Here is a 16,156-nt window from a genome sequence, read left to right as displayed (position 1 = left end):
GGTCTATGGAAAATCTCCGACAATACAAGGAATTAATCAAACCAGTAAGAAGGTCCATTGCGAGAGAATTGATTGCAAAAGAGCTATGCTTATTACTTGCACTTTTAGGAGGAGGATTTCTCCTCCTCTCTATTAGTGCTAGTCTTTTTATTCTTCCGTTTTTGTTTTACTTTCTATTAATAGCTACGTGTCTTTCTGTATTGTTCTTTCTCTTTCGATTATGGAGAAAATGGCCAACAGAAAAGCAGGCAGTAAGGCTATATAATCAGTTTGTGTCAGATGACTATGCAACAGCTGCCTATTCTTATTTAGAGAGTGAGGGGGCGGTGGAACAATTAGTTGTAAAGCAGGCAATCGCAGAAATGGGACGTAATCAAACGTATGTATTAAAGCGAAAGAAAAAATTAGTTTACCCTATTCCCATTTTTACAGGCATTGTTTGTCTTCTTATCACTGTTCTCTTGCAGATATTCCCATCTGCCAATATGGAAGCTGCTAAGAAAAAAGAAAATGAAATAAAAACAATAGCCAAGACGGAGAAGGAATTAGAAAAAGCGATCAAAAAAGAAACAGATAAACAAGTTCAAAAAGAGTTGAAAAAGCTGCAAAAGGAAGTCAAAAAGAAGGATACAGTAGAAAAAACCTTTGCTGAACTCGAAAAGCAAGCAAAAGAGTTGCAGCTTAAAAAAAGAAAGCTTCAAGAAAAAAGCAGCGAACGCCAAAAAGCAGAGGAAAAGCTTAATGAGGCAGGTTTAAAGTCTCTTTCTAAAGCTATATCAGAGGGTGATCAAGAAGCCTTAAAAAAGGAATTACAAAAAGCAAACGAACAATATGAACAGTTAACAGATAAGCAAAAAGAGGCGCTCAATCAATTAACAGGAGGAAATCAGCAGCTTTCAGAAGAACAATTAAAGCAACTTCTAGAGAAAATGGATGAATTACTTAATAATGAGGGGCTTTTACAACAATTAGAAACGATGCAAACAGAACTTGCACAGCTAGAAAATATCCTTAAAAAGGAAAGTCTCGCAAATGGAATTGCCATTCCTAATTCTAATACAGTTGCCAGTGGCTCCAATAATACGGAATCTAATTCTTCTAGTAATTCCAATTCCAATGGTCAGCAAGGTCAGAATGACTCAGATAGCGGAGATGATGGTGCTTCCTCAGGTAACGGTAATGGCTCTAGCTCAGGAAGCGGATCAGGAACAGGCTCTGGTTCAGGTAACGGCTCTGGTTCTGGAACAGGAAGTGGTAGTGGCGGTGGCTCAGGAAATGGCAACGGAACAGGAGCCGGCTTTGGGAGCGGAAGCAGAGAGCTAACGGTGCCGGAAAAACTAGATGGAAAACAAAATACAGAGGTGGATGCAGGAAAGTTAGGCGAAGGTAAGCAAGGTCAGATGACAGAAGGAGAAGGTCCAATCCTAAAAGGGAATGTTCGACCATATGAACAAGTGTTTTCAGACTATGAAACTGCTTACCGGGAAAGTACCTCTCGATATAAATTACCACATGATTTAGAAAACATAGTAAAAAATTATTTTACCGAAATAAAACCAAATGAAAAGTAGGGGAAATGATGAAAAAAGAATTAATGGAACAGGATTTTATCCAAGCAGAAGCATTACTTAAAAAGGTGAAAGATGAAATTGGAAAATTTATTGTCGGCCAAGAAAAAATTACCGATGAGGTTCTTTGGAGTATGTTGGCAGGGGGGCATGTGCTTTTAGAAGGGTTGCCAGGTCTTGGGAAGACAATGATGATTCGAACAATTTCCGAAGTAATGGATTTATCCTTTGCTAGAATTCAGTTTACACCAGATCTAATGCCAGCAGATATTACGGGTACGATGGTGCTGCAGCCTGATGAAAGCGGGAAACAGCAGTTTCATTTTCATGAGGGACCTTTATTCAATCATATTGTCCTTGCCGATGAAATAAACCGGGCGACTCCGAAAACGCAAAGTGCGTTATTAGAAGCAATGGGAGAAAAAACCGTCACAATTATGGGAGAAACGAAAAAATTAGAAGCGCCGTTTTTTGTACTAGCTACACAAAATCCTCTTGATATGGAAGGAACTTATCCATTGCCAGAAGCGCAGCTCGATCGTTTCATCTGTAAATTACATGTCACGTATCCATCGAAAGAGGAATTAAAAGCAATTATTAGAAGGACAACAGGAACGGAAACAACTTTATTAACACGTGTAGCATCTGTCGAAGATATTATTTACTTACAAAGTCTTGTCAAACAAATTCTTTTAGCTGACGAAATTTTAGAGGTTGCAGTTAACATTGTTTCGGCGACTCATCCTAGTTCAGAGGATGCAACGGAATTAGGAAATAAATATATTCAGGCAGGCAGCGGACCGAGGGGTTTGCAGTCATTAGTATCAATGGCCAAGGCAAGAGCGTTAGCTTCTGGTAGATATCATGTTTCTATAGCGGATTTACGACATGCTGCTCTTCCTGTGTTCAGACATCGAATTTTACTTAATTTTGAAGGAGAAATAGCAGGAATAACGCCAGATCAAATTATTGACGATATTTTAGATCAAACGTTGCGGGTTGAAGCAGGGAAAGGACGATGAAGGATTATCATCAATTATTGGCTCGAATGAATCGAAGAAGCTTGCAAGTTTCTACAAAAGGAGCAGGGATGCAAAACGGCAGAAGAAAATCCCATATTCATGGAACCTCTTTGGATTTTGCTGACTATAAAGTCTATCATCCTGGCGATGATATCCGGCAAATCGATTGGAATGTATATGGTCGTACAAATAAGCCCTATATTAAAAGATTTCAAGATGAAAAAGAGATTTCAGTTAGTATATTTCTAGATGCTACTTCTTCCATGAAACAGGTTCCTGTGAAATGGGAGTTAGCGCGAGAATTAGCTGCAAGCTTAGCCTATATTACGCTATCTCATGAAGATCGTCTAAGCTTTGCTGCCGTTTCTACAGATTTTTCCTTTCACCGTAAAGGATCAGTTCATAATAAACGGACCTTTTATGAAATTGTCGGTGTAAGGAACGATACCCAGGATGAAAGCTTTACTCAATCATTAGCAAACTCCTTAACAGCGCCAACGCAACTGGTTATTTTGATTACAGATGGTTTAGAACCATTAACGTTATTTGAAGAAAGTTTTAAACGATTAAAATATCGTAATCAGCAAATATGGCTGATTCAATTATTAAGTGAAACAGAGATAAATCCTCCCTTTTCGGGAGATATCCAGCTAGTGGATAGTGAAAATGGAAAAATGGTTGATGTAAGCTTGAATCCTTCGATTAAAACGCTATATAAAAATAGGCTAGATGATCATAATGATAATCTTGAAATTCTTTGTGCCACATATGGAATCCACTATTGCCGAATAAGCGATAAACTAGATATACAAACGATTATTTTGCGTGAACTAGCGTTTGCTGGATTGATTCAATAATATTTTTTTGGTTAAGAAAGTATAAGTCTCTTAAGTCTATCTGATATCTCATTTCAGTGTTCTTATCTTTCTTAACCGAGCAAAAAGGAGAGAAAAAATGCACTTAGCAAATCCGTACTATTTTTTGCTGCTAATTTTTATTGTGGCATTTATCCTATTTTATTTTTTTCGAAAAAAATATACAAAACAAATTATTCCTTCTAATTTACTGTGGGAAGAAGTTCTAAAGGAAATGAGGGCAACATCCTGGTTTCATAAATGGCAAAATAATCTATTGTTTTGGCTACAGCTTCTATGTCTCCTTTTATTAATGTTTGCACTAGTTGGACCATATTTTTCAAAAGAGACGATGAAAGGGGAACAAATTATTCTTCTTTTTGATACTTCGGCATCTATGGCAGCGGAAGGTAAAGACTTTAACCGTTTGGAAGATAGTAAAAATGAGGCAGTTGAAATGGTGCAAGGTATCCAGCAAAACCAAACAGTCACGATTTTAGAGGTAAATGATCGTCCAAAAATAATTCTTCATGGCGAGTCAGATCGAAACAAAATAAGTCGTGCAATTAAAGACATAGATCTTTCTTATACTCACGAAGACTGGCAAAGTGCTACAGAGCTTACGGCAAGTCTTGCAAAAGAAGGCAAGAGTGCTATTCATATTTTTTCTGACGGACTGGAGGAGGAAAAGATGAATAATCTCGATTCCTTCTATGTGGAAGTACATAATCAAGAGCAGGGCCAAGAAGAAAATCTTTCTATTTTATCTTTTGGTGTATCAAAAAAAGATAAAAAAGTGGCAGGTATAGCAATGCTGGAAAATCAAACAGATTCCCTCCAAAAAGTACCTTTACTTGTAGAAAGTGAAAAAATCGTGCTCTTTCAACAAGAAGTGGAACTGCAGCCACAAGAGAGAAAAATAGTAGCGATAAATGATCTTCCAGAGAAATCTTATTATAATGCCAAGATCGACGTAGGCGATAACTATTTAGTGGACAATAGGCAAACAGCTGTATTTAATAAACAGGCAACGACGATGTATACAGATAAGGAGATGAATCCATTTTTAATAAAAGGATTTGAAGCGATTGGTCTTCGTGTGATTCAAATGGAGAATAAAGAGGAATTTTTAAATAAAAAGGATAGTATTTTTCTCTTATCTGGTTCCACACTGCCAAAAAATATTGAGGCGCCATTTGTCTTCTTTTTTGTTGATGGGAAAAAGGCCGAAGTACAAACAGCTGTAGAAGCAAGTGAAGACGAGCTGTTATTACATGTAGATATGAAGGATGTTTTTATTGCGAGTGCAATGAATCAAACAATAGAAGGGGTAAAACCAATTGTTAAAGGTGGAGACCTGCCATTAATTCAAAAAGGTATGGTCCATAATCAGCCAGCCATTCTAATTCACTTTGATTTGAAGGACAGTGATTGGCCATTGCATCCTAGTTTTCCAATCTTTTTATATAATATGTATCAATGGCTTTCCTCTCAATCAAATTATATAGGGGATTTTCAGCCTTTAGAATCGAGAACGATTCACTTAACGAATCAAGCAGCAGATTGGGATATTTATAATGAAAGTGATCAACTAGTCGGCTCGTTTTCGATGGAAGGGGATGGGTTTCAAGCACCCAAACTACCTGGCGTTTATCAGCTAACAAATGATTCAGACCTGATGTATTTTTCCGTAAATTTAGATGATCGCGAAAAGATGATTGCCTCCCAAAAATCGTTTATCCTAAATGAAGATCAATTAAAGGAGAATGAAATAACCAAAACACAAAGTGATTGGCTCTGGTACCTATTATGTATGCTTGCTTTTCTAATTTTATGTATAGAATGGGAGGTTTATCGACGTGCAAATAGAGTTTAAATACCCATTCATTCTATTAATCTTCCTTCCTATCGCATTTCTTCTATATCGATATTGGAAACAGACGAGAACAGTAACAAATCGTCAGGAAAGGTATCTCATTCTTTTTCTAAGAAGCTGTATCTTTCTTTTGCTAATTGTGGCACTAGCCATACCTCAAGTTGTTCTGCCACAAAAAGAAACACCGGTTGTTTTTGTAATGGATCGTAGTGCAAGTGTGCAGGATTCAGGAGCACAGCAACTGGAGTGGCTGGAAAAAAGCCTGCAAAATAAGAATGAAAAAGATAAATATAGTATCCTTTCCTTTGGAGAAAAAGCAACCATTGAACAGATGATGGGAAAAGAAGGTCTTCGTTTTCCTAAATGGGATGAGGAGACAGGCAAAGATCATACAAATATAGAGGGTGCCATTAATCTTGCCAGCAGTGTATTTTCGAATAATAGTGGAGGTAGAATTGTATTATTCACGGACGGCAATGAAACAATGGGGAATCTGACTGAAGCAGCAAAATTATTAAAAAATCGCTCTATTGAATTGGATACGGTATTACTCGACCCCCATCAATATGAAGACACTGCTGTAACAGAAGTGGAGGTACCATCGACTTTGTATGAAGGGGAAAAAGCAGCAGTTTCTGTAACTATTGAAAGTAATACAGCCAAAACAGGGTTGCTTCATTTCTATGAAAATAATAATAAAATAATATCGAAACCGATTGATATTAGTGAAGGAACAAATATCGTTCCAATCGAGTTTACAGTGGAACAAGCTGGATTGGTAACATTTAAAGCAGAAGTAGAGTTAACAAATGATGCTTACGCGGAAAATAATAAACTCCAGGTTGTTAATATGGTTAAGACAATTCCACAAATATTATTAGTGCAAAATAGCCCGAATGAAGCGCTTGTTCAAGCCTTGGAAGCAGCAGGATACAAAGTAGAAGTTCGTTCCTCCATTCAGCTTCCTACCGTCCTTTCTGGCTATTTAAACTATCAGTCCATTATTTTTAATAATATTGCAGCAACGGATATTACAGAAAACCAAATGAATCTTGTCGAGAAAAGTGTGAAAGACTTTGGAATTGGCTTCCTCATGACAGGTGGGGAAAATAGTTTTGGACTAGGTGGTTATTTCCAAACGCCTATTGAAAAATTGTTGCCTGTTGATATGGATATAAAAGGGAAAAAGGAAATGCCATCTCTAGCATTAATGATTGTACTAGATAGGTCTGGGAGTATGGACGGATCTAAATTTTCATTAGCGAAAGAGGCTGCGGCACGTTCGGTTGAACTACTTCAAGAATCAGATACTTTAGGTTTTATTGCTTTTGACGATAAGCCATGGGTAATTGTAGAACCAAAACCTTTGAAAAATAAAGAAGAAGTAGTGGATAAAATCCGTTCTGTGCCTGTTGGTGGCGGTACAGAAATTTATGGATCTTTGGTGGAAGCATATGATCAAATTAGTGATTTAGATGTAAAAAGAAAACACATTATTTTATTAACAGATGGACAGTCTGCAACGAATAACAATTATGAAGAGCTAATTAATAATGGAAGTAAGAAAAATGTCACCCTTTCAACGGTAGCTCTAGGTGCCGATGCAGATAGAAATCTCTTAGAGGAATTAGCAGAGTTTGGAGCAGGGCGTTTTTATGATGTGCAAGACTCTACGGTAATTCCCTCCATTTTATCAAGAGAAACGGTTATGGCTACAAGAACCTATATTGAGGATACTCCATTTTATCCTCAAATAAAATCTGGCTATGGATGGGATTCTTTATTTAATCAAGGGGTTCCAGAAATGAATGCCTATATTGCGACAAGTGCGAAATCCGAAAGCACCGTTCCGATTGTTAGTACAAAGGAGGATCCGATTTTAGCAGAATGGCAATACGGTTTAGGAAAGACGATTGCGTTTACCTCGGATGTTAATGGCGCATGGGCAGGAGACTGGGCCCGCTGGAATCAATGGAGCAACTTTATAACAAAAATGGTCGCAAATACGCTACCGCAATACGATTCTGAGGCGTATTCATTGACGGTAGAAAAAGAGAAGGATCGAACCTATCTTTCTGTTTCCGCTGATCAATTATCGATGCTTCCAATTGAAACAACCATTACCTCTGAAAGAGGAGAAACGATTGAAGGAAACACAAAAATGATTGCGCCTGGAAAATATGAGGTAGATATTGGAAATGATCCTGGGCTTTATTTTATTCATGTTAAACAAACAGATGAGGATGGAAACATATCTGTTTACCAATCCGGTTTTACCATTCCGTACTCAGATGAATATTTAATTACTGGAATAAATGAAGAAAAAATGGAAGAACTTCTTGCTATTACAGGTGGTATCCAATTGCAAAAGGAATCACAAGCATTCCGTCCACTAAAGGACCCAGCTAAGCAAAAGCAGGAAATTACCGAAGTCTTACTGTTCATTAGCTTTCTTTTGTTATTTATAGAAATAGCGATTAGAAGATTTGGTTTGCCGGTGACATTACTTGTTTCCTTGGATAAGCGGAGAAATGTGAAGGATAAAAAGGATCGTTTCGTCACTAAGGAAAAGAAAGAGGCAGCAGTTGTTCAAAAGAAAGATGTACAACAGCAAGTGCCTATTAGAGAGAAGCGTAAAAAGCAAGAGAAACCACTGAAAAAGGCGAAGGTAGATAAAGAGAAAACAGAGAGCGAAAATCATTTGGATCAATTATTAGAAATGAAGCGAAAGAAAAAGCGCTAAATTTACTTTTGATTTTGTTTTTCGTGATAGACTGCAGGCGACTTAGTTAGTTGTCTGTAGTTTTTTTATGATTGTATTTTTAACTCGTGAGTGGGCTTAATGCCCTTGTGGCAAAGGAAGCAGATTCACAAGAATGTTGTTTGTATTCCCTACCGTTCACCGTGTTTCCTTTATCTCAGTCAGATACCTTCCAGTTTGTACAACGATGACCAAGGCGCTTCCGCTTTTCGATTTGTAAAGATATTTTCTTGACATCTTTTTTTTGGGTGTGTAAAATAGTCGTTGTAAAGGCTTTTGACTTAACACGGGGGTATTATTCGATGCTTGAAAAAACAACGAGAATGAATTATTTATTTGATTTCTATCAGTCGTTGTTAACACCGAAGCAACGAAGCTATATGTCTCTTTACTATTTGGATGATTACTCTCTTGGGGAGATTGCTGCTGAGTACAATGTAAGCCGTCAAGCGGTGTATGACAACATTAAACGTACAGAAGCAATGCTAGAAGAATATGAGAATAAGTTATTGTTACTTCAGAAATTTCAGGAACGCCAAGTTCTTTTTGAAAAGATGAAAAAAATGCTAGAACATGATACCTTATCTATATCTGCGTTGCAAGAAGCAGTAGAGGAACTAGAGAAATTAGATTAAGGAGGCTGACGTATGGCATTTGAAGGTTTAGCTGACCGACTGCAGAACACGATGCAAAAAATCCGTGGAAAAGGGAAAGTAAACGAAGCGGATGTTAAAGAAATGATGCGTGAAGTTCGTCTTGCGCTCCTAGAAGCAGACGTTAACTTTAAAGTGGTAAAAGACTTTGTAAAAAAAGTAAGTGAACGTGCAGTTGGACAGGAAGTGCTAAAAAGCTTAACTCCTGGACAACAAGTTATTAAAGTAGTAAAAGAGGAACTTACCGAATTAATGGGTGGAGAAGAAAGTAAAATTGGCGTTAGTAAACGTCCTCCAACTGTTGTTATGATGGTCGGACTTCAAGGGGCAGGTAAAACAACAACCACCGGTAAACTTGCAAATTTACTACGTAAAAAACATAATCGTAATCCATTATTGGTAGCTGCAGATATTTATCGCCCTGCTGCGATTAAGCAATTGCAAACATTGGGTAAACAACTTGATTTTCCTGTGTTTTCATTAGGAGACCAAGTTAGTCCAGTTGAAATTGCGAAGCAAGCGATTGAAAAAGCGAAAGAAGATCATCATGATTATGTTTTAATTGATACTGCAGGTCGTCTTCATGTAGATGAAGCGCTTATGGATGAATTAAAGCAAATCAAAGAGCTAGCAAACCCAGAAGAAATATTACTTGTTGTCGATGCTATGACAGGGCAAGATGCTGTTAATGTAGCTGGTAGCTTTAACGAGCAGTTAGGATTAACGGGAGTTGTCTTAACAAAACTTGATGGTGATACTCGTGGGGGAGCTGCGCTTTCCATTCGTTCTGTCACAAACACACCAATTAAATTTGTTGGTTTGGGAGAAAAAATGGACGCGCTTGAAACGTTTCATCCTGAAAGAATGGCTTCCAGAATTTTGGGGATGGGCGATGTTCTCAGCTTAATTGAAAAAGCACAAATTAACGTGGACGAAGAAAAGGCAAGAGAGCTAGAAAAGAAAATGAAGTCAGATTCATTCACTTTTGATGACTTTCTTGATTCTCTAAGCCAGGTTAGAAGTATGGGGCCACTTGACGAATTAATAAAAATGATGCCAGGTGCGAACAAAATTAAAGGCTTAAACAATATGAAAGTGGATGAAAAACAAATTGCACATGTCGAGGCAATAATTAAGTCCATGACAAAGCAAGAAAAAGAACATCCAGAAATCATCAATGCTGGCAGAAGAAAGCGTATTGCTAAAGGAAGCGGAAGAACCGTTCCGGAAGTTAATCGACTTTTAAAACAGTTTGATGACATGAAAAAAATGATGAAGCAAATGACCAATATGGGTCAAAAAGGCAAGAAAAAAGGTAAATTCAAATTACCATTCAACCCTTTTTAACGACGTTTTTTGTATGGAAGTGGCTTTATTTGTCTATTGAAAATGCGTAAAAACAGTCTGTTAGAAGGCGTTAAATAAAGATTTTTAACACTGACAAGAAAAAACACTTTACAAAGTGTTGGAGTATCTGATAATATACTATCTTGTGTGAAACTATTCGGAGGTGCAATATTAAATGGCAGTAAAAATTCGTTTAAAAAGAATGGGAGCAAAAAAATCTCCTTTTTATCGTATCGTAGTAGCAGATTCTCGTTCACCACGTGATGGACGTTTTATTGAAACAGTAGGAACTTACAATCCAGTAGCAAACCCTGCTATCGTAGAAATCAACGAAGATAAAGCTCTACAATGGTTACAAAATGGTGCAAAACCATCTGATACAGTTCGTAACCTATTCTCTAACCAAGGTATTATGGAAAAATTCCATAATATCAAAAACGGTAAATAATTTTTGATGCAATGAAAGAGCTTATAGAAACGATTGTTAAGCCCCTTGTTGATTTTCCAGAGGAAGTTGCTGTAACTGTAACAGAAGAGGATAATCGTATCACTTACTTGCTTTCTGTCAACGAGAATGACATCGGAAAGGTAATAGGGAAGCAAGGGCGAGTTGCAAGAGCAATTCGAACGATTGTTTATGCAGCAGGATCATTACAACAAAAGAGAATTATTGTTGATATTAGAGATTAAATGAAAGGAAGGAGGGGGAACCCTCCTTCCTTTGTTTTTTAGGAAAAAACAGAAGCCGTTGGCTGATAAATTGGAATTTTGGCTGATAAGGGTGCAGAGTTGGCTGATATAACGAGATTTTGGCTGATAAGGGTGCAGAGTTGGCTGATATAACGAGATTTTGGCTGATAAAGGAGCAACATTGGCTGATAAATTGAGATTTTGGTTGATAAACGCACTTGATTTGAAAAATCAATTCCTCCCTGCTTTTAGACGAAAACAGCAATATATGTTACCTTGTTAGTAGTAAGTACTAAAGCTGTCATCTGTTAGGAGGAAGTGTATGAAGATTCTTCAGTCTGTAACAGTAAAACAAGTCTTAACCGAGGCTACAAGAAAGTCGATTTCCAATCGATACATGCAAGAAATACAACAACTAGAAAAAGAAGTGCAGCAGCTTCAATTTGAAGAAAGAAAACAATTAAAAAATCATCCTTCTGGTTCGGAAATAAAAAGTTTTTTTCGTAAGGAAGTTATAAATAAACTAGAGAAACAAAAATTGATAGAGTTTCAATTAGATCAATTACATATACTACCATTAGAGACAGAAATCAAAGAACAGGAAGTAACGGCTGTTGTCGATGTGGAGATCGGACAGGTTTGGGAAAGTGCTAATAAGACGATTATTGTGAAAGATGGAATAGTGGTTGATATTCGATAGAGGTGAAAGTAATGGAAAAATGGTTTAATGTCGGAAAAGTTGTGAACACACATGGAATTAGAGGGGAAATTCGGGTAATTTCTCGAACTGATTTTCCAGAGGAACGATATAAGGTTGGCAATACGATCTATTTTTTTCAAACAGATAAAGCGGATCCCCTTGAGCTGAAAATTAAAAGCCATCGCGAACATAAAAATTTTAATCTACTTACGTTTGAAGGCTACGATAATGTAAATAATGTGGAATTTATGAAGGGCGGTCTCTTAAAAGTGCCGGAAAGCTTTCTAGGAGAGCTGGCAGAAAATGAATACTACTTTCATGAAATCATTGGTTGTAAAGTGGTAACGGTTGAAGGAGACGAGCTTGGTGAAATAACAGAGATTCTAACACCAGGTGCAAATGATGTTTGGGTTGTTAGAGGAAAAAATCGAAATGAAATATTGATTCCTTATATTGAAGATGTGGTAATGAAAGTAGATGTAAAAGAAAAAGTAGTTGTAATTGAGCCAATGGAAGGGCTGTTGTCTTAATGAAAATCGATGTACTCACTTTATTTCCAGAGATGTTTGAAGGGGTTCTCCATAGTTCCATTTTAAAAAAAGCGCAAGAAGCGGAAAAAGTAGCTTACAATGTTATTAATTTTCGTGATTACTCCGACAACAAACATCAAGCCGTTGATGATTATCCATACGGAGGCGGGGCTGGGATGGTGTTAAAACCTCAGCCGATATTTGATGCTGTCGATGCTTTAAAACCAAAAGAAGAAGGATTAAAGCCTCGTGTCATTCTTATGTGCCCTCAAGGCGAAAGATACAGTCAATCGAAAGCGGAAGAATTAGCAGAAGAGGAGCATTTAATCTTCATCTGTGGACATTATGAAGGCTATGATGAAAGAATTAGAGAGCATTTAGTAACAGATGAAATCTCTATTGGTGACTATGTTCTTACTGGCGGCGAATTAGGCGCTATGGTCGTTATTGATAGTGTAGTACGGTTATTGCCAGGTGTGCTTGGAAAAGAAGCATCCCATGTAAATGATTCCTTTAGCACTGGTTTACTAGAACACCCCCATTACACAAGACCAGCGGATTTTCGCGGTATGAAGGTGCCAGACACTTTATTATCTGGAAATCATGCGCATATTGATGAATGGAGAGAAAGGGAATCCTTTCGTAGAACGATTGAAAGACGACCTGATTTACTAGAAAATTATCCGCTAACAGAGAAGCAGCAAAAGCTAGTAACGGAATTAAAAAAACAGCATCATCCAAGTTGACATAATTTGATTATGTTAACATAGTCTTATCCGAAACAACAAAGTCCTATTATTTTTAAAAAAATATTGCTGTTATTCTACTTTTATGTTAATATAACACTTGTGACTTAAGCAGATGTATTTCTGTGAAGGGTCTTATAACGATGTTCCGCTGCAAGAGGTCTCAAATTAGAGTGCAAGAGCGTCTGTTGGAAGGAGTTGAAAACGATGCAAAAATTAATAGAAGAAATTACAAAAGAACAACTTCGTGCTGATCTTCCTGCGTTCCGTCCTGGTGACACTGTACGTGTACACGTGAAAGTTGTTGAGGGTACTCGTGAGCGTATTCAGATTTATGAAGGTGTTGTAATTAAGCGTCGTGGTGGAGGAATTAGCGAAACTTTCACAGTTCGTAAAGTTTCTTATGGAGTTGGCGTTGAACGTACATTCCCTGTTCACACACCTAAAATTGCGAAGCTAGAAGTTATCCGTCGCGGTAAAGTACGTCGTGCGAAACTTTACTACCTACGTAACCTACGTGGTAAAAAAGCTCGTATTAAAGAAATTCGATAATTGTTACCAAAAAAGAGCCTGTTCTTGTAACAAGCTCTTTTTTATATCTTATTATCACAAGCTTGTACTTTTAAATATGTAATTAAAGTTAACCACCTGAGTTGATTGGAGTGGAAAACAACGGGCTTCCTTCAGAAGGTAAAAGAACATTCAATGATAATAATTCGATAGATCAACAACTGACAAACTTTCCAATTTTACTTCATCCAGAAATTCCGCTAAAATATATCATGTTAGATAAGCGTTCATTCATACATAAAAAAATACCTATATTGGTTCAGTTAAGGATTGGTGAAAGGCATGGAAACTGAAAAGAAGAAGAAAAATGAAGTATGGGAATGGAGTAAAGCACTCATTATTGCTGTCTTACTTGCTTTTGTGATTCGGTATTTTTTATTTGCACCAATAGTAGTCGATGGCGAATCCATGCAATATACATTGCTTGATCAAGATCGAATGATTGTAAACAAAATAAACTATAAAATAAGTGAACCGAAGCGTTTTGATATTATTGTTTTTCACGCACCAGAAGGTAAAGACTACATAAAAAGAGTAATCGGCCTTCCGGGAGATACGATTGAGTATCGAGATGATGTATTATATGTAAATGGACAAGCTTATGAAGAACCGTATTTAGAGCATAATAAAGAAGGAATAATTGGTTCCTTAACAGAAGACTTTACAGCAACTGTACCAGAAGGGGAATTGTTTGTGATGGGAGATAACCGTCGTAACAGTAAAGATAGTCGTCATATCGGTACAATTGGCTTTGATAAAATTATCGGCAGTACTAGTGTAGTATATTGGCCAATATCGGATTTGAAAATAGTAGAATAATGTAAGTGGAAGAAACAGAGGTGCATGCATGACTATACAATGGTTTCCAGGCCATATGGCAAAAGCTAGAAGGCAAGTAACGGAAAAATTAAAGCTGGTAGATATTATTTTTGAATTAGTGGATGCGAGAATTCCGCAATCATCTCGAAATCCAATGATCGATGAAATTATCCAGCATAAGCCGAGAATTGTTTTATTGAATAAAGCAGATATGGCAGATAAAGAACGAACAAAGGAATGGATAAGTTATTTCAAAAAGCAAGGCATTCAAGCACTTGCGATTAATTCACACGCTGGGGTTGGAATGAAGGAAATTACGGCCTTAGCGAAAGAGGTATTAGCGGAAAAGTTTGATCGGATGAAAGCAAAAGGAATTAGACCGCGAGCGATTCGAGCGATGATTGTTGGGATTCCGAATGCAGGTAAATCGACTTTAATCAATAGATTAGCGAAAAAAAATATTGCGAAAACCGGAAATACCCCTGGTGTTACGAAGGCACAGCAATGGATTAAAGTGGGAAAAGAACTAGAGCTATTGGATACACCAGGAATATTATGGCCGAAATTCGAAGACCAAGAAGTTGGTTTAAAGCTTGCTTTGACGGGTGCTATAAAGGATACCATTTTAAATTTACAGGATATCGCTATCTTTGGACTTCGCTTTTTAGAAAAAGAATATCCAGAACGATTAAAAGAAAGATATCAGCTAGAAACGATACCAGAAGATACAGTAGAGTTGTTTGATCGTATCGGAACGTTTAGAGGAGCGCTATCAGGCGGCGGCGTGATAGACTATGATAAAGTAACAGAACTGATTATCCGAGACATTAGAGGCGAAAAATTCGGACCTTTAACATTTGAAAAAACAGAGGATATGCAATAAAGCTTAAAAGAGAAGTGGCTAAAAACAGACACTTCTCTTTTTTATGGAAAGGCTATAGGTTTATTTTGTTAATAGAATCCTCTGTTGGTATCAACGAACCGAATAAAAATATTATCTAAAATTCAAATGTTTTTTGAAGGAAGATACTCATGGGAAAAACAAAAAAATATAAAGAAAGTTTCTATCAGTGAAGGTTTTTCCTCATCCCTCACCTAGCTTCCTTGATTTCTCGTAGCTTGAAATAAGGAGCTTACTGCCCATTATAAGAGTGGAATATAATAAAAAAACGATCTATTAACCGATATAAGTAACGAGGTGTAAAAGATGAAATTAGCAACAATGAAAGAAATAAAAGAGGCGCTTGAAGCAATAAATGAAAAAAACGACCCATTTATCCTCGAATTACAAAAAGACGAGAGAAAAGGGGCTCAGAAGCTTTTAGAAGCATGGCTAAAGCGCATAGACAAGGAACAAAGGCTTCATGATCATTTTGTAACGATGAATCACTATGAAAAAGAAATTAGAAATCAAGGTTATACATATATTGCTGGAATTGATGAAGTAGGCAGAGGTCCGTTGGCAGGACCGGTTGTCACTGCAGCTGTCATCCTTCCTGAGGATTTTTATTTACCTGGCATTGATGATTCTAAGAAATTGTCCGAGAAAAAACGAGAATTATTTTACGAAGTAATTCAACAGGAAGCAATTGCTATTGGGGTCGGTATTATCCAGCCCGCCGAAATTGATCGAATCAATATTTATCAGGCGACAAAAAAGGGGATGCTCGAGGCAGTCCAAGAACTTTCTCAAACCCCAGACTATTTGCTTATTGATGCAATGAAACTGGCAACTCCCTACCCAAGTCAGTCTTTAATTAAAGGGGACAGTAAAAGTGTTTCGATTGCTGCAGCAAGTATTATCGCAAAAGTGACAAGGGATCGGATGATGAAAGAGTTACATCAAGAATATCCAGATTATCATTTCGCAAGCAATATGGGCTATGGGACACAAGAGCATTTAGTTGCCCTGAAGGAATGTGGAATTACGATCCATCACCGTAAAAGTTTTTCCCCAATAAAAGAAATGGTAGAAAATAGATAGTTTTTGCAGTGAATAGTTATGTTCGAATGGAGGAGG

The 16,156-nt window shown here is 37.2% G+C and carries 16 protein-coding genes; all 16 read left to right on the top strand.

The genetic code is table 11. The features are described from left to right. Window positions 1-5: 5 nt before the first annotated feature. The 16 genes from NST60_RS01750 (at window position 6) to NST60_RS01675 (ending at window position 16,120) form a co-directional block, all read left to right on the top strand. Window positions 6-1,571, top strand: coding sequence for a hypothetical protein (locus tag NST60_RS01750; RefSeq protein ID WP_169188367.1), 1,566 nt, complete (start codon window positions 6-8; stop codon window positions 1,569-1,571). 8 nt (window positions 1,572-1,579) lie between these two features. Continuing rightward, a complete protein-coding gene (locus NST60_RS01745) occupies window positions 1,580-2,590 on the top strand; it encodes an AAA family ATPase (RefSeq protein WP_341099773.1) in 1,011 nt (336 codons plus the stop codon). Beyond that, entirely contained in the window at window positions 2,587-3,447 is an 861-nt protein-coding gene (locus NST60_RS01740; protein WP_016201092.1) for a DUF58 domain-containing protein, read from the top strand. Before NST60_RS01745 ends, NST60_RS01740 begins: the two co-directional genes overlap by 4 nt. A gap of 97 nt (window positions 3,448-3,544) precedes the next feature. Then, window positions 3,545-5,320 carry a vWA domain-containing protein gene (locus tag NST60_RS01735; protein ID WP_328022551.1) on the top strand — a complete coding sequence of 592 codons (1,776 nt, stop codon included), beginning with the start codon at window positions 3,545-3,547 and terminating at the stop codon, window positions 5,318-5,320. Then, window positions 5,304-8,063, top strand: coding sequence for a VWA domain-containing protein (locus NST60_RS01730; RefSeq protein WP_341098040.1), 2,760 nt, complete (start codon window positions 5,304-5,306; stop codon window positions 8,061-8,063). The genes NST60_RS01735 and NST60_RS01730 overlap by 17 nt, the downstream gene beginning before the upstream one ends. A gap of 320 nt (window positions 8,064-8,383) precedes the next feature. Continuing rightward, window positions 8,384-8,716, top strand: a complete 333-nt coding sequence (locus tag NST60_RS01725) for a putative DNA-binding protein (RefSeq protein ID WP_016201095.1) — start codon at window positions 8,384-8,386, stop codon at window positions 8,714-8,716. 12 nt (window positions 8,717-8,728) lie between these two features. Continuing rightward, window positions 8,729-10,081 (top strand): signal recognition particle protein, encoded by a 1,353-nt coding sequence (gene ffh, locus NST60_RS01720; protein WP_016201096.1) that lies wholly within the window; start codon window positions 8,729-8,731, stop codon window positions 10,079-10,081. Between the two features lie 175 nt (window positions 10,082-10,256). Further along, window positions 10,257-10,529, top strand: coding sequence for a 30S ribosomal protein S16 (gene rpsP / locus NST60_RS01715; protein ID WP_016201097.1), 273 nt, complete (start codon window positions 10,257-10,259; stop codon window positions 10,527-10,529). A gap of 11 nt (window positions 10,530-10,540) precedes the next feature. Further along, window positions 10,541-10,771 carry a KH domain-containing protein gene (locus NST60_RS01710; RefSeq protein WP_016201098.1) on the top strand — a complete coding sequence of 77 codons (231 nt, stop codon included), beginning with the start codon at window positions 10,541-10,543 and terminating at the stop codon, window positions 10,769-10,771. Window positions 10,772-11,093: 322 nt separating this feature from the next. Then, the gene (locus tag NST60_RS01705; protein WP_016201099.1) at window positions 11,094-11,471 is read left to right on the top strand and encodes a YlqD family protein; all 378 of its coding nucleotides are present in this window, start codon (window positions 11,094-11,096) and stop codon (window positions 11,469-11,471) included. An 11-nt stretch (window positions 11,472-11,482) separates the two neighbouring features. Continuing rightward, on the top strand, window positions 11,483-12,001 hold the full coding sequence (gene rimM / locus NST60_RS01700; protein WP_016201100.1) for a ribosome maturation factor RimM: 519 nt from the start codon (window positions 11,483-11,485) through the stop codon (window positions 11,999-12,001). Next, on the top strand, window positions 12,001-12,747 hold the full coding sequence (gene trmD / locus NST60_RS01695; RefSeq protein ID WP_101730033.1) for a tRNA (guanosine(37)-N1)-methyltransferase TrmD: 747 nt from the start codon (window positions 12,001-12,003) through the stop codon (window positions 12,745-12,747). The genes rimM and trmD overlap by 1 nt, the downstream gene beginning before the upstream one ends. A gap of 207 nt (window positions 12,748-12,954) precedes the next feature. After that, window positions 12,955-13,299, top strand: a complete 345-nt coding sequence (gene rplS, locus NST60_RS01690; RefSeq protein WP_016201102.1) for a 50S ribosomal protein L19 — start codon at window positions 12,955-12,957, stop codon at window positions 13,297-13,299. Window positions 13,300-13,599: 300 nt separating this feature from the next. Then, on the top strand, window positions 13,600-14,136 hold the full coding sequence (gene lepB, locus NST60_RS01685) for a signal peptidase I (protein WP_101730032.1): 537 nt from the start codon (window positions 13,600-13,602) through the stop codon (window positions 14,134-14,136). A gap of 28 nt (window positions 14,137-14,164) precedes the next feature. After that, the gene (gene ylqF / locus NST60_RS01680) at window positions 14,165-15,019 is read left to right on the top strand and encodes a ribosome biogenesis GTPase YlqF (RefSeq protein WP_016201104.1); all 855 of its coding nucleotides are present in this window, start codon (window positions 14,165-14,167) and stop codon (window positions 15,017-15,019) included. Window positions 15,020-15,343: 324 nt separating this feature from the next. Further along, window positions 15,344-16,120: a ribonuclease HII gene (locus NST60_RS01675; RefSeq protein WP_169188371.1), complete on the top strand. Its 777-nt coding sequence runs from the start codon at window positions 15,344-15,346 to the stop codon at window positions 16,118-16,120. Window positions 16,121-16,156: the final 36 nt, after the last annotated feature.

Origin of the sequence: Niallia sp. FSL W8-1348 (assembly GCF_038006745.1) — a bacterium.
Classification (GTDB): Bacteria; Bacillota; Bacilli; order Bacillales; family Cytobacillaceae; genus Niallia; species Niallia alba.
Note: the sequence above shows the minus strand (reverse complement) of the source record. Positions and strands in the feature narration are given on the sequence as shown.